Origin of the sequence: Streptomyces albiflavescens, assembly GCF_014645835.1 — a bacterium.
GTDB classification, from domain to species: domain Bacteria; phylum Actinomycetota; class Actinomycetes; order Streptomycetales; family Streptomycetaceae; genus Streptomyces; species Streptomyces albiflavescens.
Window position 1 is genome coordinate 242,393 of record NZ_BMMM01000012.1, and the last position, 23,955, is coordinate 266,347.

The following is a 23,955-nucleotide window of genomic DNA, read 5'->3' on the forward strand; positions in this document are numbered from 1 at the left end:
AGGGGCGGTACGGAGTTCCCGTACCGCCCCTTCTTCATGCCGTCCCGGCTACGGCCTTCATGCCGTCCCGGCTACGGCCTTCATGCCGTCCCGGCTACGGCCTTCATGCCGTCCCGGCTACGGCAGCAGCACCGGATTCAGGATCAGCTTGTGCAGCTGGGCCCTGGTCAGCGGCGGCGTCTTCAGCAGCGGACCGAGCTGGCCCTTGCCCTGGAAACCGGTGGTGTCGCGGACCTGGAGGATCCCGCCGTCCGTCAGCTTCAGCGAGGCGACGTACGTCTTGCCCCACTTCGGGTAGGAGTAGCTGCCCGGCTCGGGCACGCCCTCCTGCCAGATACCCAGCAGGCTGCCGTTGGGGAGCTTCTCGGTGGTGCAGTTCACCCGGCCGTCCTTCGGGGCGTCCTTGCAGGGGTCCTCGATCCCCTTGCGGCCCGTCTTGACCGCGACCTGCTGGGAGGTCAGGACCCGCACGCTCAGGTATCCGGTGCCGCCGTCCCGGCTGACCGCGTAGTCCCCGTCGTACGGCCCGACACGCTTCGGGAGCGGCGCCTTGGGCACCTGCTTGACCAGCCGCAGCAGCGACACCTCGCTGATCTTCCCGGTCCCGGCGGGCAGCAGCTTCGCGAACTTGGCCGCCTGGGTGGTGAATTCACCGGCGGTGGGCTCACTGGCGACACTCGACCCGCCCCCGCCGCTGTTCAACAGGCCGGGGCCGACGGCCACCAGGCCGGCTGCAACGGCCGCGGCCACAGCGCCGGTCGCCGCCGCACGCCGCCGCCACCGCACGCGCGAGGCCTGAGCGAAGACGGCCTCGCTGCCGCGGCTCCCGGGCGCCCGCACGTCGTGCACGGCCCGCCCGAGCAGTTCCCTGACGTGCTCGCTCTCGACTTCCTTCTGGTTCATGCGTATTCCTCCCGCACCGCGGCCCTGAGCGCCGCGAGTCCCCTGGCCGTGTGGCTCTTGACCGTGCTCTCCCGCATCCCGAGCAGCTGGGCCGTGGCGGCCACGCTCAGGTCCTCCCAGTAGCGCAGCACCAGCACGGCACGCTGCTTGGGCGCGAGCTCCGCGAGAGCGGCCCGCACCATCAGTCCGGTGTCGCTGTCGACCAACTGCCCCGCCACGTCCGGCACTTCGCCGTACGCCTGCTCGCGCCGCCAGAACCGGCGACGGGCGGAGATGAAGGTGTTGACCAGCGTCTTGCGCGCATAGGCCTCGAGGTTGTCGAGGCGTCCGTGCCGGCGCGCGCCGAGGACGACCTTCACCAGGGTCGTCTGCACGAGATCCTCCGCCTCGTCGCGGTTGCCGCACAGCAGATAGGCGCTGCGGAACAGCGCCGTGCGTCTGCCCTCCACGAAGGCGTGCAGAGCGACTTCCTCGCCGCGCGTCATCCCGCCTCCCTCCCCGGCCCGCGGTCGCGGACCGTCTCACCCTTCCAGTGCGGTGGGAGGTCACACAGGACGCAGAAGAGGCGGTACGGAATTTCCGTACCGCCTCGATCGCCGTCGCCGGCGCTTGGTTGGGGGTCCCGTCGGGCTTACTTGAGGGCCAGGAGAAGCGTGTCCGAGGGTGAGCACCACACCGGCCGGGCCTCCCCGAAGCCCTTCTCGCGCAGCACCCGCGCGTGCCAGGCGGCGGACGGCGTGTCGCCGTCGGCGTGCTCGCCGTAGATCTCGAAGCGGCGGGCGGTGGGCGCGGCGAGGACGGGGTCCTTCGCGGCCAGCTCCCACCATTCGGCCCAGTCGAGGGCGCCGTTCTTCTTGGCCTGATCCATATGGGCGTGCCGCTGCGCACGCTCGGCCGCGTTGATCCTGGGCGTCGTCTCGTCGATCATGTGGTCGGCGTTCATGAAGACACCGCCGTCGCGGACGAGTTCCGCGACCTGACCGTAGAGGGCCGCGAGAGGTTCGCTGTGCAGCCAGTGCAGGGCCGTGGCAGTCAGGACGGCGTCGTACGAGTCGTACGGCAGCAGCGTGGGCCACTGCGGGTCCTTGAGGTCAGCCGTGACGAAGGAGACCCGGTCGTCGCCCTCGAAGGTGCCCTCGGCGATGGTCAGCAGCGCGGGGTCGAGATCGACGCCGGTGCTGGTGGCGCCGGGCAGGCGGGCGAGCAGCCGGGCCGTGATGGTGCCCGTGCCGCAGGCGAGGTCGAGGACGCGCGGCTCGGGCCCGACCAGCGCCTCGACCATGTCGAGCATCACCCGGAAGCGCTCCTCGCGGTCCGGCATGTACCACTCCTGCTGCCGGTCCCAGCTCTCCTGCCAGGCGCGCCAGTCGGTTCCGGTGCTGACGGTCATGGAAGCCCCTTACTTCGCTCGCCCACGTAATACCCTGGAAGCACGATCATCTGTTACCTGACCGCAGCCACGACGATAGAGCGCCCCCGTAAGGACTACAAGTGGAACTGGCCTATTACTCGGATTACGCTGTCCGTCTCGTCAACAGCGAGGAGCCGGGCCGGGGCAAGGACTCGCTGACCTCGGTCGAGGCCGTCCGCGACCTCTTCGGCGGCAACTCCTCGGCGGCCCGCCGCGCCACGGACGCGGACGTCACCCGCTTCCGCTCCGTACGGGCTCGGCTGCGCGCGGTCTTCGAAGCGGCGGACGGCGGCAACGAGACCCTCGCCGTGGACCTGCTGAACTCACTCCTCCTGGAGTTCCCGGTGAGCCCGCAGATCTCCGGCCACGACTACCGGGACGACGACGGCCGCCCCCTGTGGCACATGCACCTGGCGGATCACCCGTCGAACGCGACGGCGGGCTACGCGGCCATCGCGGCGATGGGCCTGGCCTTCCATCTGACGGAGTACGGCGTCGACCGCCTGGGCCTGTGCGAGGCGTCACCCTGCCGCAACGCCTACCTGGACACCTCGACCAACCGCTCCCGGCGCTACTGCTCGGACCGCTGCGCGACCCGCGCCAACGTGGCGGCCTACCGCGCCCGCAAGCGCCTGGAGGCGGACCGGTCGGACAGCACGGGCCTCGCGGCCCCCGCCACCCACCGGACGACGGCGACCGGCGACCGCTGATCACCCTTCAGGGGCCGGTACCGGAACCGCACCTTCCCGAGGACGAGCTCCTCGGGAACGGTTCCGTAATCAGTGCTGTCTCCCCCGGCGAACGCATTGTCCCCGAGCACCCACCAACCCCCCTCCCGGCGCTCCGCGATCCGCTTGACGACCAGCAGATCCTGCTGGAACGGATGACGCAGGACGACGACGTCACCGGGCCTGACCCGCGCCCCCCACTGCACGACGAGCCGATCCCCGTGCTGAAGCGTGGGAACCATGGAGGGTCCCGTCACCTCGGCTGCTCCGAACGGCAGCACGGCCCTCCCACGCTCGGTCTCCTGCGACAGCTCCGGCATCACCGGCACCTCCCCGGTCCTATCCTCCACCAGTCCCAGTTTCACCCTGGACTTTTGTCCTAAGCCCATGGGGGCACTCGCGAAAACCCCTCTCCCACGGAGTAATGTCCCACCTGAGAAGACGATCACGAGGAAGGACAGCTCAATGCTCTCCCGCCTGTTTGCCCCCAAGGTCAAGGTCAGCGCGCACTGCGACCTGCCCTGCGGTGTGTACGACCCGGCCCAGGCCCGCATCGAGGCGGAGTCGGTGAAGGCCGTCCAGGAAAAGATGGCCGGCAACGACGACCCGCACTTCCAGGCTCGCGCCACCGTCATCAAGGAGCAGCGCGCCGAGCTCGCCAAGCACCACGTGTCGGTGCTCTGGAGCGACTACTTCAAGCCCCCGCACTTCGAGAAGTACCCGGAGCTGCACCAGCTGGTCAACGACACCCTGAAGGCCCTCTCGGCCGCCAAGGCGTCCACGGACCCGGCGACGGGCCAGAAGGCGCTGGACTACATCGCCCAGATCGACAAGATCTTCTGGGAGACCAAGAAGGCCTGATCTATGGCTAGGCCGTCTGACCTGCTGTTTCGCGGGTCGCATCGCCTACCTGTCCGCACCCGGTCCGCAGGCCGCCGAAAACGGCGTCCATGACGGTCCGGGTGCGGTCTTCTTCTCCCGGCCACAGGTGCGCGCAGATCCGCAGTGTGATGACGGCGGATGCGTGGCCGAGGACGAGTTGGACCTGCTTGACGCTCGCTCCGCCGGCGATGAAGGCGGAAGCGAAGAAGTGGCGCAGGTCGTGGGTCACCATGTGCGGCAGCTCGACGGGCTTGCGGCCCTCACGCTCGGCCGTCTCGTTCTCTGCCGCCTGGAGCGTCCCGCGGACGCAGTTCCACTCCGTCTTCCAGCGGCGGCAGTTGAGGGGCTCGCCCTCCTCCATCGTGAACAGCCATTCCTTGGAGGGGCGCGCGGCGAGGTGTGTGAGCAGCGCGTCGGTGACGACTTCGCCGACTGGGACGGTGCGCCGGGACTTGGCGGTTTTCGGCGGCCCGATCTTCCCGGACTGGAGGCGCTGACGCTCGACGCGGATGGTGCCGGCCTTGAAGTCGACGTTCGACACCTTGAGGCCGAGCAACTCGCCTATTCGCAAGCCTGATCCGGCGAGGGTGACGATCGCCGCACGGATGTACGGCGTCGCGCGGGCCCCCTGATGGAGGGCATGACCTCCAACCGCACCCGCAAGGCGATTACCTCGCTCCGCTCCACCCTGTCCATCTACCAGCGCCGCAGAGTGCCCGGAGCCGCCGAACTCGCCCGCCGCGCACGCGAAGCGCCGGCCTAAGCTGCCACCATCCGGCCGACGAAGGGACACAAGCCGTGGCTCAGCGGACCACCGACGACCAGCCCAAAGCCCTGCCGCCCGCCCTCGAATCCATGACACTGCTGGTCGCCGCCGTCATCGTCCACGACCAGGCCACCAATCGCGTCGTCCTCCTCCAGCGCAGCCAGAACGCCAAGTTCGCCCAGGGCATGTGGGACCTGCCCGTCGGCAAGAGCGAGCCCGGCGAGCCGATCACCGAGACCGCAGTGCGCGAGCTGTACGAGGAGACCGGCCTGACCGTGAAGCCCGAGTCGCTGAAGGTCGCCCACATCATCCATGGCGCATGGGGCGTCGAAGCGCCAAACGGCTTCCTCACCGTCGTCTTCGCCGCCCACGAATGGACCGGCGAACCCGAAAACCGCGAACCGCGCAAGCACGCCCAGGTCCGGTGGGTCGACGCCGATGCAATCCCGGAAGACTTCGTGGACACCACCTCAAGCGCCCTCCACCGGTACCTCGTGGGAGGCCGGGAGGTCTCCCTCGACGGCTGGCAATAGAAGCGCCACCTGCGGCCAAACCGGTTGCCAGAGCGGGCCCTTCGCCACTCGTACTCGGCAACCAAGACCTGCCGCATGATGACCGAACCAGCCACCAGGAGCATTCCCACCCCATGACCGACGCCACCGCCCGCGTCCGCGAGCTCAACCTCTACCGCCAGTACTTCGACCTCGTCGCCGCGGGCACCAAGACCATCGAGGTGCGGGTCAAGTACCCGCACCTCGCCGACCTCGCCGCTGGCGACACCATCCGCTTCCGCAGCAAGGGCACCGACGAGACCTGCGACGTGAAGGTCAAGCGGGTCACTGAGTACTCCGACTTCGAAGCCCTGCTCGACGGCGAGGGCGCCGCGAACGTCAACCCGACCGCCACCCGCGAACAGCAACTCGCCAACATCCGCGCCATTTACCCACCCGAAAAGGAATGCCTCGGCGCCCTGGCCATCGAGATCGAGTTGCTTCAACTCGGCCTGTGAGCGTGATAGGCAGACTGCGAAAACAGACTGCAACCAACCCCTCTCAGACATCGGCAAGGTCCACGCACGGCCACGGTTACGGAGCGGCTGGCCCACGCCACCGTGCAGGCCCCGGCGGCGTGGGCGTCATGGGGGGGAGCGTCCGGCCGTCACCCGCACGTGCCGGCCTCCCCGCCCGGGATCGGTGTCCTTGAACACGCGCTTGGTGTTCAGATCTGCTCGGTGGGGCGTACGAGCAGTTCGGCGACGTTTACGTGCCGGGGGCGGGTGACGATGTAGCCGACGGTGTCGGCGATGTCCTGGCTCTGCAGCCGATCGATCTCGCCGATGGCGGTGGCGAGTTGCTGCTGGACGACGGCCGTGTTGTGAGTGCGCAGCTCGGTGTCGACGCTGCCGGGCTCGACGACGGAGACGCGGACGTGCTGGCGTGCCAGTTCCTGGCGCAGGGCCTCGCTGAAGGCGCCGACGCCGAACTTGGTGGCGCAGTACACGGCGGACATGGCGAAGGCGCCACGGCCCGCGAGGGAGCCGATGTTGACGATGTCGGCGACCTGACGCGGCTGATCGGCGGCTGCCTTGACCAGGTGGGGAATGGCCGCGTGGGTGCTGTACATCAGGCCCATGAGGTTGATGTCGATCATGCGGCGCCAGTCGTTCAGGTCCGCGCTGGGGGCGGGGCCGAGCAGCATGAGGCCGGCGTTGTTGACCAGGGTGTCCAGGCGGCCCAGGCCCTCCACGGTCCGCTCGACCGCTTCCGCGGCGGCCTGGGCATCGGTGATGTCGGCGGGCACGACCAAGGCGTTTCCGCCGGCGGTGGAGATTTCCCCGGCGAGGTCGGTGAGCCGGTCCTCGCGTCGGCCTACCAGGGCCACCGAGGCGCCCTCGCGGGCCAGCTCCAGGGCGGTGGCGTGGCCGATACCGCTGGAGGCCCCGGTGACCAGGGCGACGGTTCCTTCAAGACGACGAGTCATGTGTACAAGCCTTTCGATGAACGGCCACGTTGCTGCGGGCCGCACGGGATAGGGGGAGGACGGCCCCATGGGGGTGGGACCGTACGAGGGTGGAGGCCGCTCAGGGCCGGGCCGAGGGCACAATGGGGAAGTGAGCAGCACTGGGCAGAAGACCACCAACGCCGCACGTCGAGAGATCAAGAGCGAGGGGGAGCTACCGCCCCGCGAACGCTTGGTCCGGGCCGCGTCGCGGCTGTTCTATTACGAGGGCGTCCGCGCGATCGGCGTGGAACGGCTGATCGCCGAGGCCGGCGTGACGAAGGCGACCTTCTACCGGCACTTCGCCTCCAAGGACAACTTGGTGGTGGCCTATCTGCTGACCAAGGACGCCTACTACCGGCAGGTGGCCGAACCGCTGGCCGCCGGGCACCCGCCCGCGGAGGCGATCGACCTGATCTTCGAGGCGATCGCCGAGCACGCCCGCGAGCGCGGATTTCGCGGATCGCCGTTCCTGAACGCGGCCGCCGAGTACCCGGATGCGGATCATCCGGTCCGCGGTCTGGTGACGTCCCACCGGGACTGGATCCGCACCCTCTTCCAGGAGCTGCTCACCCGGCTCGGCCACGCCGACCCGAAGTCGGCCGCCGGTGCGCTGCTGATGCTGTACGACGGCGCTATGGCCGCCGGCTACCTGGATGACTGGTCGGCCGCGCACAAGACCCTGCTGGACGCGGTCCGGCTGATCCGGTCGGGGAGCTGACCCTGTCGGGAGGGGCCGCGACACGGCGGCCCTCTGCGGGGCTCCGGCCAGGCCGGGGCACGGATTGCTTTCATGGAACCTTTTGATCTTTCGTCGGTGTGCGCCGGGGACCCACTTGCACTCCTGTGCCTGGAGGCAGTCCCGCACGGAAGGCCGAGGGCCAGCATCCCATCAGGTAGGAAGACCGGTCGTTCTACCTAGAAGATAGCCTCCCTGGCGTCGTCGCGCTAGCGGTCAACCCATTTATGAGATCCCTCACCGGGTCGCCACTGACTCAGAGGGCCTCCCCGGCTTGCACGTCCGCGCTCGCCTGCTCCCTGATCTCCTGACGCCCCCTTCGAACCGCACTTCGTTGGGAGTCCTGAGCCAGCAGTGCAGTACCACGCCCAGTAGTCCGCACACAGTCCGCAGGACACTCGATCGCGACCGTCGCACCCCATCGCCAGCAATCACCAAACGGCCAGGTCATGGGTGGGTTTCACGCCCAGCGGGCTGCTTCGCCCCCGTGAAACCGCCGTGAAACCGCCGCAAATCCGCGACCCCGCACGCTCCTCGCATGACAACGAACACCGCGACCGCGCACCACCCCGCCAGGACCGCACCGGCGTACGCCATCACGGCGACCGGACTGCGCAAGGAGTACGGCGAGCAGGTCGTCCTCGACGGGATCGATCTGGCTGTCGCCGAGGGCACCGTCTACTCGCTGCTCGGGCCGAACGGCGCCGGCAAGACCACCACCGTGCAGATCCTCTCGACGCTGCTCGACGCGGACGGCGGGGAGGCGCGGATCGGTGGGCACGACCTGTCCCGGGAGCCCGACGCCGTGCGGGCGCAGATCGGCGTCACGGGGCAGTTCGCCGCCGTGGACGGCATGCTCACCGGCGAGGAGAACCTGCTGCTGATGGCCGACCTGCACCATCTGGGGCGGCGGGAGGGCAAGCGGCGGGCCGCCGAGCTGCTCGAGCGGTTCGAACTGACCGGGGCGGCGAAGAAGCTGCCCGCCGCCTACTCCGGCGGGATGCGGCGGCGGCTCGACATCGCGATGACGCTGGTCGGCGACCCCCGTGTGCTCTTCCTCGACGAGCCGAGCACCGGGCTCGACCCGCGCAGCCGGCACTCCATGTGGCAGATCGTGCGGGAGCTGGTCGCGGGCGGCGTCACGGTCTTCCTGACGACTCAGTACCTCGAAGAGGCCGACCAGTTGGCCGACCGCATCGCCGTCCTGAACGGCGGCCGGATCGTGGCCGAAGGCTCCCCGGAGGAGCTCAAGCGGCTCGTACCCGGCGGGCATGTGCGGCTCCGGTTCGCCGACCCGGCCGGCTATGAACGGGCAGCGGCCGCCCTGCGCGAGGCGTCCCGCGACGACACCGCGCTCACCCTGAACGTGCCGAGCGACGGCAGCTCCCGTGAACTGCGGTCCCTGCTCGATTGGCTGGAAGCCGAGTCGGTCGAGGCCGAGAGCCTGACCGTGCACACGCCCGACCTGGACGACGTGTTCTTCGCCCTGACGAGCCCGACCACCGGCCCGATGAACTCCCTCAAGGAGAGCCTCCGTTGAGCACCCACTCGTACGCCATGAGCGACTCGGTGACCATGCTGCGCCGCAATCTGAAGCACGCGATGCGCTATCCGTCCATGACGCTCACGACAGCGGCGATCCCGATCATCATGCTGCTGCTGTTCGTGTACGTCTTCGGCAACGCCCTCGGCGCTGGGATCACCCCCTCGGGCGGCGGCGACTACGTCGACTACGTGGCACCCGGCATCATCCTGATGGCCGCGACCTCCGGGGCGATCTCGGTCGCGGTGTCCGTCTGCGTCGACATGACCGAAGGCATCGTCAACCGGTTCCGCACCATGTCCATCTCCCGGGCCGCCGTACTGAACGGGCATGTCGTGGGAGGCGTGATCCAGACGATGACCTGCATCGCGCTGGTCATCGGGGTCGCGTTGCTCACCGGGTTCCGGCCCACCGCCACGCCCGTCGAGTGGCTCGCCGCCATCGGAGTGCTCGCCCTGGTCGTCCTGGCGCTGACCTGGGTGTCGGCGGCCCTCGGACTGCGGGCCAAGACGGTCGAGTCGGCCAGCAACGCACCGACTCCGCTGACCTTCCTGCCCTTCCTCGGCAGCGCCATCGTCCCGACGGACTCGATGCCGACGGGCGTGCGCTGGTTCGCCGAGTACCAGCCCTTCACGCCGATCATCGAGACGCTGCGCGGGCTGCTGATGGGCACCGAGATCGGCGACAGCGCCGCCCTCGCGGTCGCCTGGTGCGTCGGGCTCACCGTCCTCGGCTACTTCTGGGCGCGGTCGGCGTACGACCGCGCCCGCTGACCCGCCTACTGGTGGGCGTGCTCCCGCAGCAGTTCCAGCGCCGCACCCCGCAACTCCCCGCCCCCCAGGGCGGCATACGCCGACACCGCGTCGTCGTACGCCGCCCTGTCGGCGCGCCCGGCCGCCTCCCCGAGGCGGGCGGAGGACATCGTCGGCTGGAAGCCGCGCAGGCAGCGGAAGCGCTCGGCGAGGGCGAAGAGCCGTGCCGCGGGGACGCACTCGCCCCGCTCCAGACCGACCATGGCGAGCGCCAGCAGGTAGGTGCCGCACACCGGCAGGTCGACGACGTACGCGGGCTGCGTGACGGTCGGACGGGTCAGCAACACCCTGAGCCTGTCGGGCAGTTCCCGTACCAGCGGCTCCACCAGGTCGAGCCGGCCGTGCTGGGCGTGTGCGATGACGGCGACGGCGTGCGCCTCCAGGTTCCACGCCTCCACGCCGGACGGATCGGCCTGGAAGAGGGGCCCTTCGGGGCCGGGACCCGGCTCGGCGGCCCGCCGCCAGGTGCGCAGACCCTCCTCGGTCCGCCCGCGCGCGAGCAGGATCTCCGCCCGCACCCCGTGGCCGTACATCAGCATGCCGAACGGGTCGTCCGCCTGGTTCAGTGCCGTCTGCTCCAGCCAGTGCTCGGCCTCGTCGAGGGCACCGAGCCGGAGGTGGACCAGCACCAGGGCCCAGCGGACTCCCATCGTGTCGGACCAGGGGCCCAGGAGCTGTTCCTGGAGCCGCTGCGCCACCAGGATGTGGCGCCGGGCCTCCTCGCCCCGCTCCAGCTGGAGGCAGAGTTCGCCGATCCGGGCGTGGGCCTGGGCCAGCATCCATGGGCTGCCCCGCCCGTCGAGCGCGGCGAGCGAGCGCCGGGCTGCCCCGAGGGCCCGCTCCGGGTCGTTCTCGTTCTCCGCCACGAAACTCATGGCGGAGTTCGCGACACCGGTCACCAGCGGTTCGGTGCTGTCGCACAGGGCCGGCAGCTCGGAGTGCGCCCGCGGCAGGGCGTCCAGCACCGTCGCCGCGGCCCGGACGAGGGTGTCCGGCGGCGCCGGCGGAAGTCTGCGCAGGGTGGCCAGGGAGCGCAGTGCGGGGGTCCGCGGCCCGTGCAGCAGGAACAGGTTCGCAGTAAACAGCACGGCCGCCGTCCGCGTGACCTCCAGATCCTCCGGCCCGGGCCGCAGACGTGCCAGCAGCGGGCCGTTCTCCTCAATCAGCGTGACCACGCGCGTGTAGTTGGACTCCAGGTTCCAGATGCCGGAGAGCACCGCGGACACCGCCGCCACCGTGGCCCCGTCGGCGCGGGCCTGCGCGAGCCGCAGCGCGTGGACGAGGTTGTCCTGCTCGGCGCGGATCCGGTCCAGTGCGGCGACCGACTCGACGTCCAGGACCGCCTCGTGGTGGGCCCGCCCGAAGTCCCGCGCCCACGCCAGGAGTCGGCCGGTCACCCGGTCCGTCTCCCCCTCCGTCTCCCGACGGGCGGCGCTGAACTCCCGTACGGTCTCCAGCATGCGGAAGCGGACGCCCGATGCGGTGTCCGTGACCTTGAGCAACGACTGGTCGACGAGATGCTCCAGGACGTCGAGTACGTCCATGGCGTCGTCCCCCAGCAGATGCTGTGCCGCCTGCGCCGTGAAGCCGTCCGGGAAGGCCGACAGCGCGCGCAGCGCAGCGCGGCCCTCGGCGTCGAGCAGGTTCCAGCTCCAGTCGACGACGGCGAGCAGCGTGCGGTGCCGCTCCGGGGCGTCGCGCGCGCCGCCCTTGAGCAGGGCGAAGCGGTCGTCGAGGCGGCGGGCTATCTCGGGCACCGACATGACACGGACGCGGGCCGCCGCCAGCTCCGTCGCCAGCGGCAGGCCGTCCAGGTGGCGGCAGAGTTCCTCGACCGGGCCCGCGGGCAGGTCGACGCCCGGCCGCGCGGCCCGCGCCCGCTGCCCGAACAGCTCGACGGTCGTCGCCAGGCTCAACTCCGGGAGCAGGTACACCGATTCGGAGGACAGGCCGAGCGGGGCCCGGCTGGTGGTGAGGACACGCAGGTCGCGGGTGGTGGACACGAGGCCCTGTACGAGGTCGGCAGCGCCGCGCACGACGTGCTCGCAGTTGTCCAGGACCAGCAGGGCGCCGGGGCCGAGGGCGCCGGCCATGCCGGTGAGGACGTCGGCCGGGACGCCCGGGTGGCCGCCGGGTCCTCCTGCGACGCCGAGCGCGGAGGCGACCTCGTCGGCCACGTCGGCGTCGGAGGTGACACCGGCGAGCGGCACGAAGTGCACGGACTTCTGCTCGGCCGCCCGGCTCACCACGTGCGCCATGCGGGTCTTGCCGAGGCCGCCCGCGCCGACGATCGAGGTGACCCGGGAGGCGCGCAGCAGATCCATGACCGCCGCGATGTCGTCGGCACGGCCGAGCAGCGGGTTCGGCTCGTGCGGGACGCCGTGGCGGACGGCCGGGGCCTCGTCGCGCAGCAGCTCCTGGTGCACGGCGCGCAGCGCGGGGCCCGGGTCGGTGCCGAGGTCGTCGCGCAGCGTGCGGCGGTAGGTGTCGTAGCGGGCGAGGGCGGCGGCGGGGCCGAGCGTGGCGGCTTCGCAGCGCAGCAGCTCCGCGAGCACCTCCTCGTCGCGGGGGTGCTCCCGTACGAGGCCGGTGAGCGCCTCGGCCGCCTCGGCACGGCGGCCGAGCCGGGCCAGGGCGAGCGCGCGGGCGCGCACCAGGGTCGTGTACGCCGGGACGCGCGCAGCGCGCAGCGCGGAGACGGGGTCGGCCGCCAGGTCGTCGGCGCTGCCGTCCCACAGCGCGAGCCCCACCTCGGCGTGCGCCAGCGCGGCGGTGTGGTCGCCGTCCCGGGCCGCCCGGGAGCTCGCGGCCGCGGCGAGCAGGACGGCGGAACTGTCCACCTGTGCCTCGTCCAGCGTGAGGCGGTAGCCCGTGGCAGTGCTGGCGATCAGCTCGGCACCGAGCTGGGAACGGGCCCGCGAGACGAGGACCTGCAGCGCCTTCGTCGGATTCTCCGGCTGCTCCTCGGGCCACAGCCCGTCGACCAGCCGGGCCGTGCTGCACCCGGTGCGCAGATCGTCGGCGAGCAGGGCGAGCAGGCCACGCAGCCGGGGTCCGGCGACCTCCCGGTCGCGATAGGACACCCGCGAGAGGAAGGTCAGCTCGGCGGTCATTCGAGTAGGTTAGCGAGCGCGGGTGCCGGGGCGTGCGGGTAAGGGGACCCCTCGGTGTCAGCGCTCCGGGCCATCGTGTCGGCGCCGGATGCCATCCTGGTGTGGTGAATGTCGAGGACTTGGTCCGGCTGCGCCGGGCCCGCGACCGGATGGACCGTGAGTACGCGGAGCCGCTGGACATGGGCACGCTCGCGCGCACCGCGCTGATGTCGTCGGGCCACTTCCAGCGGAGCTTTCGCGCGGCCTTCGGCGAGACGCCGTACACCTATCTCATGACCCGCAGGATCGAGCGTGCCAAGGCTCTGCTGCGCCGCGGCGACATGACGGTCACGGCGGTCTGCTTCGCCGTGGGCTGCACCTCGCTCGGCTCCTTCAGCTCCCGCTTCACGGAGCTGGTCGGCGAGACTCCGAGCGCGTACCGGGCCCGCCCGCACGACCACGGCGCCCCCATCCCGTCCTGTGTGACCCGGCGGCTGACCCGCCCGGCCCGCCACCCGAACCCGGAGGCGGAACCGGGCTCGCGCCTCTAGGGGGCTTCTGATGGATCTCCGCGGCGTCGCGACGCCCGGCATGCTCCCCCACTGTGCCTTAAGGGCGTGGGGGAGCATGCCAGACGTCGCGGGGCAGACGGGAAGGTGACGACAGGCCCTGGCGTCCGCGCCGCGGTCCGCCGGGCCGGCAGGCCCGAGGGGCTGGACGGCAGATCGAGGCGGCAGGCCATAGCGTGAGGCGTATGGACCTGAAACTCTCCCAATGCTTCATCGCCGTGGACGACCACGACAAGGCGCTCGCCTTCTACCGGGACGTGCTGGGCCTGGAGGTCCGCAACGACGTCGGGTTCGAGGGGATGCGTTGGGTCACGGTCGGCTCGCCGCTCCAGCTGGACGTGGAGATCGTCCTGGAGCCCCCCGCCGCGAGCCCGGACATCTCCCCCGCGGACAAGCAGGCCATGGCCGAACTGCTGGCCAAGGGCGTCCTGCGCGGTGTCATCTTCTCCACCGCCGACTGCGACGCCCTCTACGAACGCGTCCACGCCTCCGGCGCCGAAGTCCTCCAGGAACCCATGGACCAGCCCTACGGCCTCCGCGACTGCGCCTTCCGCGACCCGGCGGGCAACGTGCTCCGCTTCACCGAACGCTCCGGTGCCTGACCTGGACCACCGTTGGGTGCCGTGAGGTCGGGATCGTGCGGGAGGCAGACTACGTCCGTGTGTTCCGCGTGCGTGGTCTGCCCGTGGAGCGGAACGTCCGCGCAGTGTCCGAGGAGTCAGCCATGCCGTCCGCCCGCGCCCGTGTCCTGTATGTCAGCGACCTGGCTTATCCGGCCAAGGGGCGCCGTTACTGCGACGAGGACATCTTTCTCACCTCGCGGCTGCGCGACGAGTTCGACATCGCCGTGTGCCACCCGCTGGACGCGGCCGGGCTGATGGACGGCTTCGATGTCGTGGTCGTGCGGAACAGCGGGCCGGTGCTGAACTACCAGGCGGAGTACGACGCGTTCCGGGAGCGGGCGGTCGCGGACGATGTGCGCGTGTACAACGAGCTGTCGGGCAAGGGGGACATGGCGGGGAAGGGGTACCTGCTGGAGCTGACCGCGGCCGGGTACCCGGTCATCCCCACCATCGACCGCTCGGAAGACCTGGGGCGGCTGCCCGACGTCGACACATACGTGGTGAAGCCGAAGCTGGGGGCCGACTCCATAGGGCTGGAGTTCGTGGCGCGCGAGCGGCTCCCCGAGCTGGCGTACGGCGACGTCCTCGTCCAGCCGCGCATCGACTTCCGCTACGAGGTGTCCTTCTACTTCGTCGACCGCGCCTTCCAGTACGCCCTGTACGCGCCCCACCCGGACCGCCGCTGGGCCCTGGAACCGTACGAGCCGACCGAGCAGGACCTGGAGTTCGCGCAGCGGTTCGTCGACTGGAACGACATCGCGTACGGCATCCAGCGCGTGGACGCCTGCCGGGCCCCCGGCGGCGAGCTGCTCCTGGTCGAGCTGGAGGACCTCAACCCGTATCTGTCCCTGGACGTCCTCGCCCCCGAGGCCCAGGACGCCTTCGTCGCGAGCGTGAAAACCTCGTTGCGCGCTCTGATCGGGCGGGAGACGGTACGAGCCGTACCGACCGGCCGACAGGGAGCGCCCCGATGACCGCACAACCGATCCGGTGGACCTATGCCTTTGTCGACCGGCCCATGAAGGAGTTCGGGCCGGCCACCGATTTCTGGACCGCGGTCACGGGGACACGGCTGTCGGAGCCCCGCGGCGACCAGGGCGAGTTCGTCACCCTGCTGCACGAGGGCGCCGATGCGTGCGTGAAGGCGCAGGGCGTCGAGTCGGGCGAGGGCGGCGCGCATCTCGACCTCGCCGTCGGGGACGTGCCGGCGCTGGTGCAGTCGGCGCTGCGGCTGGGCGCCGTACTCGTCGCCGATCACGAGGGGTGGGCCGTACTGCGTTCCCCCGGCGGGCAGTTGTTCTGTGCGGTGCCGTGGCACGGGGAGTCGGCCCGGCCGCCCGTGGTCGAGTCACCGGGCGGCGCGACCAGCCGGCTCGACCAGGTGTGCGTCGACGTGGCACCGTCCGTGTACGACACCGAGATCGCCTTCTGGAGCGAACTCACCGGCTGGGACTCCCACCCGGGCGCGCTACCGGAGTTCCACCTGGTCAAGCCCCCCGCCGCCCTCCCCTTCCGCATCCTCCTGCAACGCCTCGGCAGCGACCGCCCCACCTCCGCCCACCTCGACATCGCCTGTTCGGACATCGAGGCGGTGCGGGCCCGGCACGAAGATCTTGGCGCCACCCTGGTCGACCGCGGCGCCCGCTGGGCGGTGATGCGGGACCCGGTCGGCGGCACCTACTGTCTGACACCCCGCGATCCCGGGACGGGCAGCCTTCCCGGCTGACCGGCCCCACCGCGCCCGACCAGTTCGTCGGGGCCGACGCAGGAGCCGTACAAGAAGGAGCCGGAAACGCTATGGCTTCAGGCGTGCGGACCGCGCGTGCAGATAGCGCTGTTCGGGAAGGCTGAGCGTCTTGCGGGCGGCGGACTCGTACGCGGCGCGGGCCGCCGCCGTGTCGCCCGCGCGTTCCAGCAGGTGGCCGCGGACCGCGTCCAGCCGGTGACCGGACGCCAACTCCTCTTCCAACGCGTCGAGTTCGGCCAGACCTGCCCGCGGCCCGTGCACCATGGCCACCGCCACCGCCCGGTTGAGGCGCTCGACGGGGCCCGGGACCTGACGCACCAGCACGTCGTACAGGCCGAGGATCTCGCGCCAGTCCGTCTCCTGCGGGGACGGCGCCTCGTCGTGCACCGCGGCGATGGCGGCACGGAGCTGATAGGGCCCTGCCCGCCCCCGCGACGACGACAGCGCCCGTGTCACCAGGGCCACGCCCTCCTCGATCGCCGCCTTGTCCCACAGATCGCGGTCCTGCTCGTCGAGCGGCATCAGCTCGCCGTGCGGGCCGGTGCGGGCGGCCCGGCGGGCGTCGGTCAGCAGCATCAGCGCCAGCAGGCCCGTCACCTCGTGGTCCTCGGGCAGCAGCCGGTGCACGGTACGTGTCAACCGGATGGCCTCGCCCGCGAGTTCGGCCCGCCGGAGCACCGCTCCGGACGTCGCCGTATAGCCCTCGTTGAAGATCAGATACAGGGTGTGCAGGACGGTCGGCAGTCGCTCCTCCCACTGGTCCGGGCGCCCGAATCGCACCCCCTTCACCCGCTGCTTGGCCCTGCTGATCCGCTGGGCCATCGTCGCCTCGGGCACGAGGTACGCCCGGGCGATCTCCGCCGTGGTCAGACCGCCGACAGCCCGCAGGGTGAGCGCGATCTGCGCGGGCGGGGTCAGATCGGGGTGGCAGCACAGGAAGAGGAGCGAGAGCGTGTCGTCCTCGCTCGGCGCCCGGTCCACGCCCGGCGGCGACGCCGTGAAGGCGTCCCGGGGAGTCAGCGCGGCCGCCCTCTCCTCCCGCAGCCGCCGCGCCTCCTCACTGCGCAGCGCATCGGTCAGCCGCCGCGAGGCGACCTTGATCAGCCAGCCGCGCGGATTGTCGGGCACACCCTTGTCGACCCACTGCCCGGCCGCCGCGAGCAACGCCTCCTGTACGGCGTCCTCGGCGGCGTCGAAGTGTCCGTACCGGCGTACGAGCGCGCCGAGGACCTGCGGCGCGTGCCGACGCAGCAGATCCTCGACCTCGATGCTCATGCCGGTCAGATGTCCCCGGCGCCGTCCAGAATGGGCCGGATGACGACCGGGTAGTCGGTGGCACCCTCCGGGCAGGGGCACCGCGTGACGCGCTCGGCGATCTCGGTGACCCGCTCCAGGCTCGCGCACTCCAGGACCCAGTAGCCGGCCATCAGCTCCTTGGTCTCGCTGTACGGGCCATCGGTGATCACTGCCTTGCCGTCCTTGCCCAGGGCGACCAGCCGGGTCTGCGCGGGTTCGGCCAGCCCCTGCCCGTCGATCAGCTCACCCGTCTCGGACAGATCGTTGTTGATCGCGCCCATGTACGCGTACATGGCCTGCAGTTCCTGCTCGCTCCAGGCCGGGGCCTGCGCGGACGCCTTGCCGCGCATGGCCTCGTAGTCGGCCTGCGTGCCCTGCACCATCACCAGGTACTTCATGAGTCCGCTCCTTCGGCTCCCGCCGCCCGCGGTGGGCGGCTCTCAGGGGGGACGTCGGAGCCGGCCCTCGATTCTCTACACGGCCTCGCTCGTTCGGTCAGGATTTCCCCGTAACCGGCTCGTCCGGCTCGCTCGGGGGCTCCGCCGCGGACTCGCCGACGTACGCCGAGGACTCACCGACGTACGCCGCGCACTTCGGATTCCGGCAGGGCCCAGGCCGCCAGAGGGGGACCCACGCACCCAGCGTCTTGTGACGCCGTACGACCGTGGCGACCGGCTGCCCGCATTCGGGACATACTCGCTCATCGGTGCCCATGCCTTCAGGGTAGGACGCCGGGGCCTTCAGCGCTTCCTGCTGTACGTCCGCACGAGCACCCCGTTCTTGAACACCCGCACGCCGTCGAGCGTGAACTCGGCGACGTCGAACCCGGAGCCGAACATCGGCATGCCGGAGCCCAGTACCACCGGGTAGGTCTTGATGACGAGCTCGTCCACCTCGTCGATCAGCGCGCCCGCGAGCTGCGAGCCGCCGCACAGATAGATGCCCAACTCGCGGTCCTCCGCCTTGAGTTCGCGGACCTTGCCGAGGACGTCGTCCGCGACGATCTCCACGTGCGGGTCGGGCGACTCCTTGAGGCTGCGCGAGGCGACGTACTCGCGCAGATGGGCGTAGGGGCTGGTGACGCCGGCCTCCAGCGCCAGGTCGTAGCTGGCGCGGCCCTGGATGATCGTGTCGAAGTGCCGGTTCTCGAGATCGTCGATACCGAGCGGGCGGCGGCCGTGGGTCGACAGCGTGTCCGGGTACTCCGCCTTGAGGAAGTCCTCGAGGAACTCCTCGTCGACGAACGGCATGAAGAACTGGGCGTCGCCGTCCGGCGCTCCGATGAAGCCGTCGATCGAGCAGGCGATGAAGTACGTGAGCTTGCGCAAACGGGTCTCTTTTCGTCAGTCGGCCGACGGTCGGCCGTTTCGCAACCACTCCAGTTATAGTGCTTCATCTGTAGTGGTTACAAGAGACTCAAGAGACTTCTGGAGGTTGCGCGATGGCACGGAACCCGGAGCGCAGAGCGGCTCTCGTCGACGCGGCCGTGGAGGTGCTGGCGCGCGAGGGAGCGCGCGGGCTGACGTTCCGCGCCGTGGACGCCGAGGCCGCCGTGCCGGTGGGCACCTCGTCGAACTACTTCACCGACCGCGACGACCTGCTGAGCCAGGTCGACGCCCACCTCCACCAGCGCCTCGCCCCCGACCCGGCCGTACTCGCCGTATTGCTGCAGGGGCCGAGGGACCGTTCCCTGGTGCTGGAGTTCATGCGCGACCTGCTGGCCCGCGCGACCCGTGACCGCACGGGCTATCTCGCCCTCTTCGAGATGCGCCTGGAGGCCACCCGCCGCCCCGCCCTGCGCGCCTCGTACACCAGGTCGGTGCGCGGCGACCTGGAGCAGGGCATGGAGTTCCACCGGGACGCCGGGCTGCCCGGCGGCGACGAGACCGTGACAGTGCTCTATCTCGCCGTGCTCGGGCTGCTCCTGGAGCACCTGACCCTGCCCGGGGTACTGGACGGCGTACTACAGGGAGTCGCCGTCCCGGACGAGCTGCTCGAACGGATCGTGACGACGATCGTCCCGGCGAGCTAGGGGGTTTCTGATGGATCCTGCCCGGGCCGCGGCTCGCGCCACATGGGCCACATCTGCGGGCCGTCCGGCAGATCGAGGGGACGCCCGACAAGGTCGAACCCGAGACGCTCGTACAACTTCCGGCTGCGGGCGTTGCTCGCCTCCAGATACGCGGGCACGCCCTCGCGGTCGCAGCGGTCGAGGACCGACTGGATGAGCGTGGTGCCAAGGCCTCCACCCTGCCGCTCCGGCGCCACGGCGATCATCCACAGGTACTCGTGGTCGCGGCCCGCGGGGTGGACGTCCGCCGTCAGCCGCCCGATCAGCTCGACGCGCTCATTCTCCGGGTCGACGGCCTCACGCAGCTGCACGGCACCGTCCTCGTCACCGTGCTCCTCGGCGGGAACGGGCAGCCACAGGGCACACGCCGCACCGTCCTCGGCCACATCGACTCGCCCCTCGGCGAGCACGACATCGAGAAACGCGGCCATCAGCTTGTGGTGCGTGGCACGCCGGTACGCCTCGTCCGGAAACACCCAGCCGCTCACCGGATCATCCAGAAAGGCCGCATCGAGCAGCCCGACGACCAGCTCCCGATCCCCCTCGCCCGCCGTACGGATCGCCACGCCCATGTGCCCGCTCCTTTGCCCCAACTGACGTTGATCGTATGGCGGTTGAAGCGTAACCGGTGGGGCCGGCCGCTTCAGCCCCAGCCCCAGCCCCAGCCCGCATCATCCAGCACCGTCCGGCGTTCGAGGACGAGGCCGTCGAGGCCGAAGCGGGGGGTCTGGGGGCGGCAGCCCCCAGATACGGGAAGGGCAGGGGCGGAGGGGGCGAAAGAACGAGCCCCGCACACCGTGGGGATGTGCGGGACCCGCCCGGCCGGAGCCCGGCGCCGTACGGAGGTCAGGTGCCGTACGGAACCGGCGGCTCCGGGGTCTTCGACCGGCGCGCCACCCCGGTCAGTCGGTGCGCCGGGTCACGAACTCCGCCAGCGCGAGGAGCCCGCCCGCCGCCTCCGGATCGGGCACCGCCCGGGACAGCTCCTGCATCGCCCGGGACATCCGGTCGACCGCCTGGCCCTGCGCCCAGTCGCGGCCACCCGCCCGCTCGACCGCGAGGACCGTACGCTCCAACTCCCCTTCTTCGTAGGGCGCTCCGTACAGCTCGGCCAGTTCGCCGGCTGCCGGCGTGCCCGAAGCGAGCGCGGCGACCACGGGCAGCGACTTCTTGCGGGCGATGAGATCCGCCCCGGCCGGCTTGCCGGTGCGGCTCGGGTCCCCCCAGATCCCGATCACGTCGTCGATCAGCTGGAACGCCAGCCCGGCCTCCCGGCCGAACGCGTCCAACGCGTCGACGTCCTCCTCGTCCGCCCCCGCGTACAGCGCCCCGAGGGCACAGGCGCAGCCGAGCAGCGCTCCCGTCTTCGCCTCGGCCATGGCGAGGCACTCGTCGAGAGTGACCTCGTCGGGGCCGCGCTTCTCCATGGCCGTGTCCGCGTGCTGTCCCGCGCACAGCTCGACCACGCAGGACGCGAGCCGAGCCGCGGCCGCCGAGGACGCCGGGTGCGGGTCCTCGGCGAGCAGCCGCTGGGCCAGCGCCTGCAGGGCGTCCCCGGCGAGGATCGCGTCGGTGTCACCGAACACGGTCCAGGCGGTGGGGCGGTGCCTGCGGGTGGTGTCCCGGTCCATGACGTCGTCGTGCAGCAGGGTGAAGTTGTGGATCAACTCCACGGCGGCGGCTGCCCGCACGGCCGTCGTGTGCTGTCCGCCGAGCGCCCGGACCGCGGTCAGTACGAGCGCGGGCCGGATCGCCTTGCCCGCGTTGCCCGCCGCCGGAGTGCCGTCCGCGTGCTCCCAACCGAAGTGGTAGAGCGCGATCCGGCGCATCGAGCCGGGCAGGGATTCGACGGCCCTGCGCAGCTCGGGGTCGACCGACTCCCGGGCGCGCTCCAGGATGCCCGCCGCTTCCTGCCCCTCGTGCGGGCTCGGTGGACCCTTCCTGTCCATGAGCCTCCCGATGGGGCTCCGCCTGTGCAGGATCTCGGTCGGGCTCCGCGTCGTCTCCGTCATGAAGCCACCTGTGCACTCACCCCTGACCAACTCACCCATGGAATCGCCCCGGAGAGCCTGCGGACAGTGGTACTTCCGCGGCCGCTGGGCGCGTACCCCCTCGATGTACCCGCCCCGGAAGGCGGGCACACGGCGACCGCCGGCTCGCGGAAGGTCACCGCCAGCGACCGATCTCGACGTTCTCCAGGATGCCGAGGGCGTCCGGCACGAGCACCGCGGCCGAGTAGTACGCCGTCACCAGGTAGGAGATGATCGCCTGCTCGTTGATGCCCATGAAGCGCACCGACAGGCTCGGCTCGATCTCGTCCGGGATGCCCGCCTGCTGGAGCCCGATCACGCCCTGCTCGGCCTCGCCGGTACGCATGGCGATGATCGAGGTCGTACGGGTGTCGCTGACCGGGATCTTGTTGCACGGGAAGAGCGGCACCCCGCGCCAGGTCGGGATGCGGTTGCCCGCGATCTCGACGCTTTCGGGGACGAGTCCGCGCTTGTTGCACTCGCGGCCGAACGCGGAGATCGCGCGCGGGTGGGCGAGGAACAGCTTGGTGCCGCGCCTGCGGCTGAGCAGTTCGTCGAGGTCGTCGGGGCCGGGGACGCCGTCGTGCGGTTGCAGTCGCTGGTCGTACTCGCAGTTGTTGAGCAGTCCGAAATCCCGGTTGTTGATGAGCTCGTGCTCCTGGCGCTCCTTCAACGCCTCAACGGTAAGCCTCAGCTGCTGCTCGGTCTGGTTCATGGGCTGGTTGTAGAGGTCGGCCACGCGCGTGTGCAGGCGCAGCACGGTCTGGGCGATGCTCAGTTCGTACTCGCGCGGCGCGGCCTCGTAGTCGACGAAGGTGCCGGGGATGTCCGGCTCTCCGGTATGGCCGGCCGCGAGGTCGATCTCCTTCTCGCCGTACTTGTTGGTGCGCTGCGCCGGAATCGCGCGCAGCTCCCGGAGGTGGGTGCGCAGGGACTCGGCGCGCTCCGCGACCTGTTCGAGATCCTGGCGGGGCAGCGTGAGCACGGTGACCGCGGTGACGGCACGGGCCGTGTACTCCCAGATGGCGTCCGGGTCGATGAGCGCCTGCTCCCCGAAGTACGCGCCGTCGGCGAGGACACCGAGCACCGCGTCGTCCCCGTAGGGGCCGGTGCCGATTTTCTCGACCCTGCCGTGCGCGAGCAGGAACACCTCGTCGGCCTGGCTGCCGAACGAGGCGAGCACTTCCCCTGGCACGAACTCCCGCTGCCGGCAGCGCTGGGCGAGCTCGCCGAGCACCTCCTGATCCTCGTACGACCGCAGTACGGACAGCTCGCCGAGCTCCGCGGGGATGACCTGGACGCGGTCACCGGTCTTCACGAACGTCACCCGGCCGTCGCCCACGGAGTAGCTGAGCCGCCGGTTCACGCGGTACGTGCCACCCTGCACATTCACCCACGGCAGCATGCGCAGCAGCCAACGTGAGCTGATCTCCTGCATCTGGGGTGCGGACTTGGTGGTGGTGGCCAGGTTCCGCGCGGCGGATGTGCCGAGACTCTGCTGCGGCCTGCCCTGCTCCGCGCGGACCTCTTCGCCTACCGACATGAAAATTGCCCTCCCGGTCGTGCACTGATCTGCGGGAACAAGACTTCCATCACGGAGCGTGCCGGTGCTATTACACGAATGAGCGGGAATGGATCATCCCGGACTGGGCACCCAACGGAATTCTGTCCAGGGAACTCCAAGATCCGGCCAACCGTTTGCCCCTTTGAACGGACACCTGAACGGACACCGTTTGCCCCTTTGACGGACAACGACAGGAGACGGCAGTGGCAGGCTTCCTGGACCGTGCGAAAGAACAGGCGCAGCGCGGCCTCACACAGGGCAAGCAGAAGCTCGACGACGTGCAGGCGCAGCGCGCCGGCGGCGACCTCCTCAAGAAACTGGGCGCGGCGTACTACGCGGAGCGGCGCGGCAGCGGCTCCCCCGAGGCGACACAACAGGCCCTGCAGGCCCTGGAGAGCCACATAGCGGCGCACGGGGACGCGTTCCTGCGCTCCTGACCGGCCCACTCCGCTCCTGACCGGATCGGCTCGCACGCTGTGCGAACGAGTAGGCCCGGCCACCCGATCATGGGTACAAGCTGCGGTACGAGACGGCCGCGACAGGTGGCCGGCGTGCAGCGCGAAGGAGGCGGCCATGGCCCCACCCATGTCCGCGGGCAGTTTCCTGGACCGGCTCAGGGAGGCAGGCGTCACCGTCGTCGAGGTCGGCGACTGGGAGCATCACAACCGCAACCACAAGGGCCCGTGGGGTCCGGTGTACGGCGTGATGATTCACCACACGGTGACCTCCGGCAGCGAGCGCACCGTCGAAATCTGCCGCGAGGGCCATCCGGAGCTGCCCGGGCCGCTGTGCCACGGCGTCATCACCAAGGACGGCGTCCTCCACCTCGTCGGCTACGGGAGGGCCAACCACGCGGGCCTGGGCGACGACGACGTCCTGCGTGCGGTGATCGCGGAGAAGGCGCTTCCGCACGACAACGAGGCGAACACCGACGGCAACCGCCACTTCTACGGCTTCGAGTGCGAGAACCTCGGCGACGGAATGGACCCCTGGCCCGAGGCCCAGCTGGAGACCATCGAGAAGGTCTCCGCCGCGATCTGCCGCCACCACGGCTGGACGGAACGCTCGGTCATCGGCCACCTCGAATGGCAGCCGGGAAAGGTGGACCCGAGAGGATTCACCATGGCCTCGATGCGGGAGCGCATCCGCGACCGCTTGAAGTCTTGAAGTGACGAGCGGGC

The 23,955-nt window shown here is 70.6% G+C and carries 27 protein-coding genes and 2 pseudogenes; 15 read left to right on the forward strand and 14 right to left on the reverse strand.

Annotated elements, in window-relative coordinates; genetic code table 11:
• Positions 1-117: 117 nt before the first annotated feature.
• From IEY95_RS30090 to IEY95_RS30100, 3 genes are all read right to left on the reverse strand, one after another.
• Complete coding sequence (locus IEY95_RS30090; RefSeq protein ID WP_189189296.1) at positions 118-903, reverse strand: hypothetical protein; 786 nt, start codon at positions 901-903, stop codon at positions 118-120.
• On the reverse strand, positions 900-1,388 hold the full coding sequence (locus tag IEY95_RS30095) for a sigma-70 family RNA polymerase sigma factor (RefSeq protein ID WP_189189297.1): 489 nt from the start codon (positions 1,386-1,388) through the stop codon (positions 900-902). The genes IEY95_RS30090 and IEY95_RS30095 overlap by 4 nt, the downstream gene beginning before the upstream one ends.
• Positions 1,389-1,534: 146 nt before the next feature.
• Positions 1,535-2,293: a class I SAM-dependent methyltransferase gene (locus tag IEY95_RS30100; RefSeq protein WP_189189298.1), complete on the reverse strand. Its 759-nt coding sequence runs from the start codon at positions 2,291-2,293 to the stop codon at positions 1,535-1,537.
• Positions 2,294-2,394: 101 nt separating this feature from the next.
• On the opposite strand from IEY95_RS30100, the gene IEY95_RS30105 reads away from it, so the two are divergent.
• Entirely contained in the window at positions 2,395-3,024 is a 630-nt protein-coding gene (locus IEY95_RS30105; RefSeq protein ID WP_189189299.1) for a CGNR zinc finger domain-containing protein, read from the forward strand.
• Here IEY95_RS30105 and sodX read toward each other — a convergent pair.
• Positions 2,928-3,362, reverse strand: a complete 435-nt coding sequence (sodX, locus tag IEY95_RS30110; RefSeq protein WP_189189423.1) for a nickel-type superoxide dismutase maturation protease — start codon at positions 3,360-3,362, stop codon at positions 2,928-2,930. The two genes, IEY95_RS30105 and sodX, sit on opposite strands and share 97 nt — an antisense overlap.
• Before the next feature lie 145 nt (positions 3,363-3,507).
• Here sodX and sodN point away from each other — a divergent pair, with 145 nt between their 5' ends.
• Complete coding sequence (gene sodN, locus IEY95_RS30115) at positions 3,508-3,903, forward strand: superoxide dismutase, Ni (RefSeq protein WP_004983535.1); 396 nt, start codon at positions 3,508-3,510, stop codon at positions 3,901-3,903.
• A 7-nt stretch (positions 3,904-3,910) separates the two neighbouring features.
• On the opposite strand, the pseudogene IEY95_RS30120 reads toward sodN, so the two are convergent.
• Positions 3,911-4,537 (reverse strand): annotated as a pseudogene (locus IEY95_RS30120) (site-specific integrase); the annotation flags it as partial.
• Positions 4,538-4,540: 3 nt separating this feature from the next.
• Between IEY95_RS30120 and IEY95_RS30125 the strand changes: the two are divergent.
• The 3 genes and pseudogenes from IEY95_RS30125 to IEY95_RS30135 form a co-directional block, all read left to right on the forward strand.
• A pseudogene (locus IEY95_RS30125) lies at positions 4,541-4,687 on the forward strand (tetratricopeptide repeat protein); the annotation flags it as partial.
• A 35-nt stretch (positions 4,688-4,722) separates the two neighbouring features.
• The gene (locus tag IEY95_RS30130; protein WP_189189300.1) at positions 4,723-5,223 is read left to right on the forward strand and encodes an NUDIX domain-containing protein; all 501 of its coding nucleotides are present in this window, start codon (positions 4,723-4,725) and stop codon (positions 5,221-5,223) included.
• A gap of 113 nt (positions 5,224-5,336) precedes the next feature.
• The gene (locus IEY95_RS30135; protein WP_189189301.1) at positions 5,337-5,699 is read left to right on the forward strand and encodes an ASCH domain-containing protein; all 363 of its coding nucleotides are present in this window, start codon (positions 5,337-5,339) and stop codon (positions 5,697-5,699) included.
• 209 nt (positions 5,700-5,908) lie between these two features.
• Here IEY95_RS30135 and IEY95_RS30140 read toward each other — a convergent pair whose 3' ends face one another.
• Positions 5,909-6,670: an SDR family NAD(P)-dependent oxidoreductase gene (locus IEY95_RS30140; protein WP_189189302.1), complete on the reverse strand. Its 762-nt coding sequence runs from the start codon at positions 6,668-6,670 to the stop codon at positions 5,909-5,911.
• Positions 6,671-6,800: 130 nt separating this feature from the next.
• Here IEY95_RS30140 and IEY95_RS30145 point away from each other — a divergent pair, with 130 nt between their 5' ends.
• The 3 genes from IEY95_RS30145 to IEY95_RS30155 all read left to right on the forward strand — a co-directional run bounded on the left by IEY95_RS30145 (position 6,801) and on the right by IEY95_RS30155 (position 9,743).
• On the forward strand, positions 6,801-7,409 hold the full coding sequence (locus IEY95_RS30145) for a TetR/AcrR family transcriptional regulator (RefSeq protein WP_229703471.1): 609 nt from the start codon (positions 6,801-6,803) through the stop codon (positions 7,407-7,409).
• 556 nt (positions 7,410-7,965) lie between these two features.
• Positions 7,966-8,967: an ATP-binding cassette domain-containing protein gene (locus tag IEY95_RS30150; protein ID WP_189189304.1), complete on the forward strand. Its 1,002-nt coding sequence runs from the start codon at positions 7,966-7,968 to the stop codon at positions 8,965-8,967.
• Positions 8,964-9,743: an ABC transporter permease gene (locus IEY95_RS30155; RefSeq protein WP_189189305.1), complete on the forward strand. Its 780-nt coding sequence runs from the start codon at positions 8,964-8,966 to the stop codon at positions 9,741-9,743. The genes IEY95_RS30150 and IEY95_RS30155 overlap by 4 nt, the downstream gene beginning before the upstream one ends.
• Positions 9,744-9,748: 5 nt before the next feature.
• On the opposite strand, the gene IEY95_RS30160 is transcribed toward IEY95_RS30155, so the two are convergent.
• Entirely contained in the window at positions 9,749-12,895 is a 3,147-nt protein-coding gene (locus IEY95_RS30160) for an ATP-binding protein (RefSeq protein ID WP_189189306.1), read from the reverse strand.
• 104 nt (positions 12,896-12,999) lie between these two features.
• Here IEY95_RS30160 and IEY95_RS30165 point away from each other — a divergent pair, with 104 nt between their 5' ends.
• The 4 genes from IEY95_RS30165 (at position 13,000) to IEY95_RS30180 (ending at position 15,792) form a co-directional block, all read left to right on the forward strand.
• Positions 13,000-13,425 (forward strand): helix-turn-helix transcriptional regulator, encoded by a 426-nt coding sequence (locus IEY95_RS30165; RefSeq protein WP_189189307.1) that lies wholly within the window; start codon positions 13,000-13,002, stop codon positions 13,423-13,425.
• A 203-nt stretch (positions 13,426-13,628) separates the two neighbouring features.
• Positions 13,629-14,045, forward strand: a complete 417-nt coding sequence (locus tag IEY95_RS30170) for a VOC family protein (protein ID WP_189189308.1) — start codon at positions 13,629-13,631, stop codon at positions 14,043-14,045.
• A 122-nt stretch (positions 14,046-14,167) separates the two neighbouring features.
• On the forward strand, positions 14,168-15,040 hold the full coding sequence (locus IEY95_RS30175; protein WP_189189309.1) for an ATP-grasp domain-containing protein: 873 nt from the start codon (positions 14,168-14,170) through the stop codon (positions 15,038-15,040).
• Entirely contained in the window at positions 15,037-15,792 is a 756-nt protein-coding gene (locus IEY95_RS30180; protein WP_189189310.1) for a VOC family protein, read from the forward strand. Before IEY95_RS30175 ends, IEY95_RS30180 begins: the two co-directional genes overlap by 4 nt.
• Before the next feature lie 69 nt (positions 15,793-15,861).
• Here IEY95_RS30180 and IEY95_RS30185 read toward each other — a convergent pair whose 3' ends face one another.
• The 4 genes from IEY95_RS30185 to IEY95_RS30195 all read right to left on the reverse strand — a co-directional run bounded on the left by IEY95_RS30185 (position 15,862) and on the right by IEY95_RS30195 (position 18,437).
• The gene (locus IEY95_RS30185) at positions 15,862-17,088 is read right to left on the reverse strand and encodes an RNA polymerase sigma factor (RefSeq protein WP_189189311.1); all 1,227 of its coding nucleotides are present in this window, start codon (positions 17,086-17,088) and stop codon (positions 15,862-15,864) included.
• 5 nt (positions 17,089-17,093) lie between these two features.
• Positions 17,094-17,507, reverse strand: coding sequence for a YciI family protein (locus IEY95_RS30190; RefSeq protein ID WP_189189312.1), 414 nt, complete (start codon positions 17,505-17,507; stop codon positions 17,094-17,096).
• Positions 17,508-17,604: 97 nt separating this feature from the next.
• Positions 17,605-17,823 (reverse strand): hypothetical protein, encoded by a 219-nt coding sequence (locus IEY95_RS49350; protein ID WP_229703472.1) that lies wholly within the window; start codon positions 17,821-17,823, stop codon positions 17,605-17,607.
• Positions 17,824-17,849: 26 nt separating this feature from the next.
• The gene (locus IEY95_RS30195; protein WP_189189313.1) at positions 17,850-18,437 is read right to left on the reverse strand and encodes a dihydrofolate reductase family protein; all 588 of its coding nucleotides are present in this window, start codon (positions 18,435-18,437) and stop codon (positions 17,850-17,852) included.
• Between the two features lie 113 nt (positions 18,438-18,550).
• On the opposite strand from IEY95_RS30195, the gene IEY95_RS30200 reads away from it, so the two are divergent.
• On the forward strand, positions 18,551-19,141 hold the full coding sequence (locus tag IEY95_RS30200) for a TetR/AcrR family transcriptional regulator (protein ID WP_189189314.1): 591 nt from the start codon (positions 18,551-18,553) through the stop codon (positions 19,139-19,141).
• Here IEY95_RS30200 and IEY95_RS30205 read toward each other — a convergent pair.
• The 3 genes from IEY95_RS30205 to IEY95_RS30215 all read right to left on the reverse strand — a co-directional run bounded on the left by IEY95_RS30205 (position 19,138) and on the right by IEY95_RS30215 (position 22,753).
• A complete protein-coding gene (locus tag IEY95_RS30205; RefSeq protein WP_189189315.1) occupies positions 19,138-19,752 on the reverse strand; it encodes a GNAT family N-acetyltransferase in 615 nt (204 codons plus the stop codon). The two genes, IEY95_RS30200 and IEY95_RS30205, sit on opposite strands and share 4 nt — an antisense overlap.
• A 330-nt stretch (positions 19,753-20,082) precedes the next feature.
• Positions 20,083-21,192 carry a family 2 encapsulin nanocompartment cargo protein polyprenyl transferase gene (locus IEY95_RS30210; protein WP_189189316.1) on the reverse strand — a complete coding sequence of 370 codons (1,110 nt, stop codon included), beginning with the start codon at positions 21,190-21,192 and terminating at the stop codon, positions 20,083-20,085.
• 154 nt (positions 21,193-21,346) lie between these two features.
• Positions 21,347-22,753: a family 2B encapsulin nanocompartment shell protein gene (locus IEY95_RS30215; protein ID WP_189189317.1), complete on the reverse strand. Its 1,407-nt coding sequence runs from the start codon at positions 22,751-22,753 to the stop codon at positions 21,347-21,349.
• Positions 22,754-22,977: 224 nt separating this feature from the next.
• On the opposite strand from IEY95_RS30215, the gene IEY95_RS30220 reads away from it, so the two are divergent.
• Both IEY95_RS30220 and IEY95_RS30225 read left to right on the forward strand, forming a co-directional pair.
• Positions 22,978-23,211, forward strand: a complete 234-nt coding sequence (locus IEY95_RS30220) for a hypothetical protein (RefSeq protein ID WP_189189318.1) — start codon at positions 22,978-22,980, stop codon at positions 23,209-23,211.
• Positions 23,212-23,347: 136 nt separating this feature from the next.
• Complete coding sequence (locus IEY95_RS30225; protein WP_189189319.1) at positions 23,348-23,941, forward strand: N-acetylmuramoyl-L-alanine amidase; 594 nt, start codon at positions 23,348-23,350, stop codon at positions 23,939-23,941.
• Positions 23,942-23,955 lie beyond the last annotated feature (14 nt).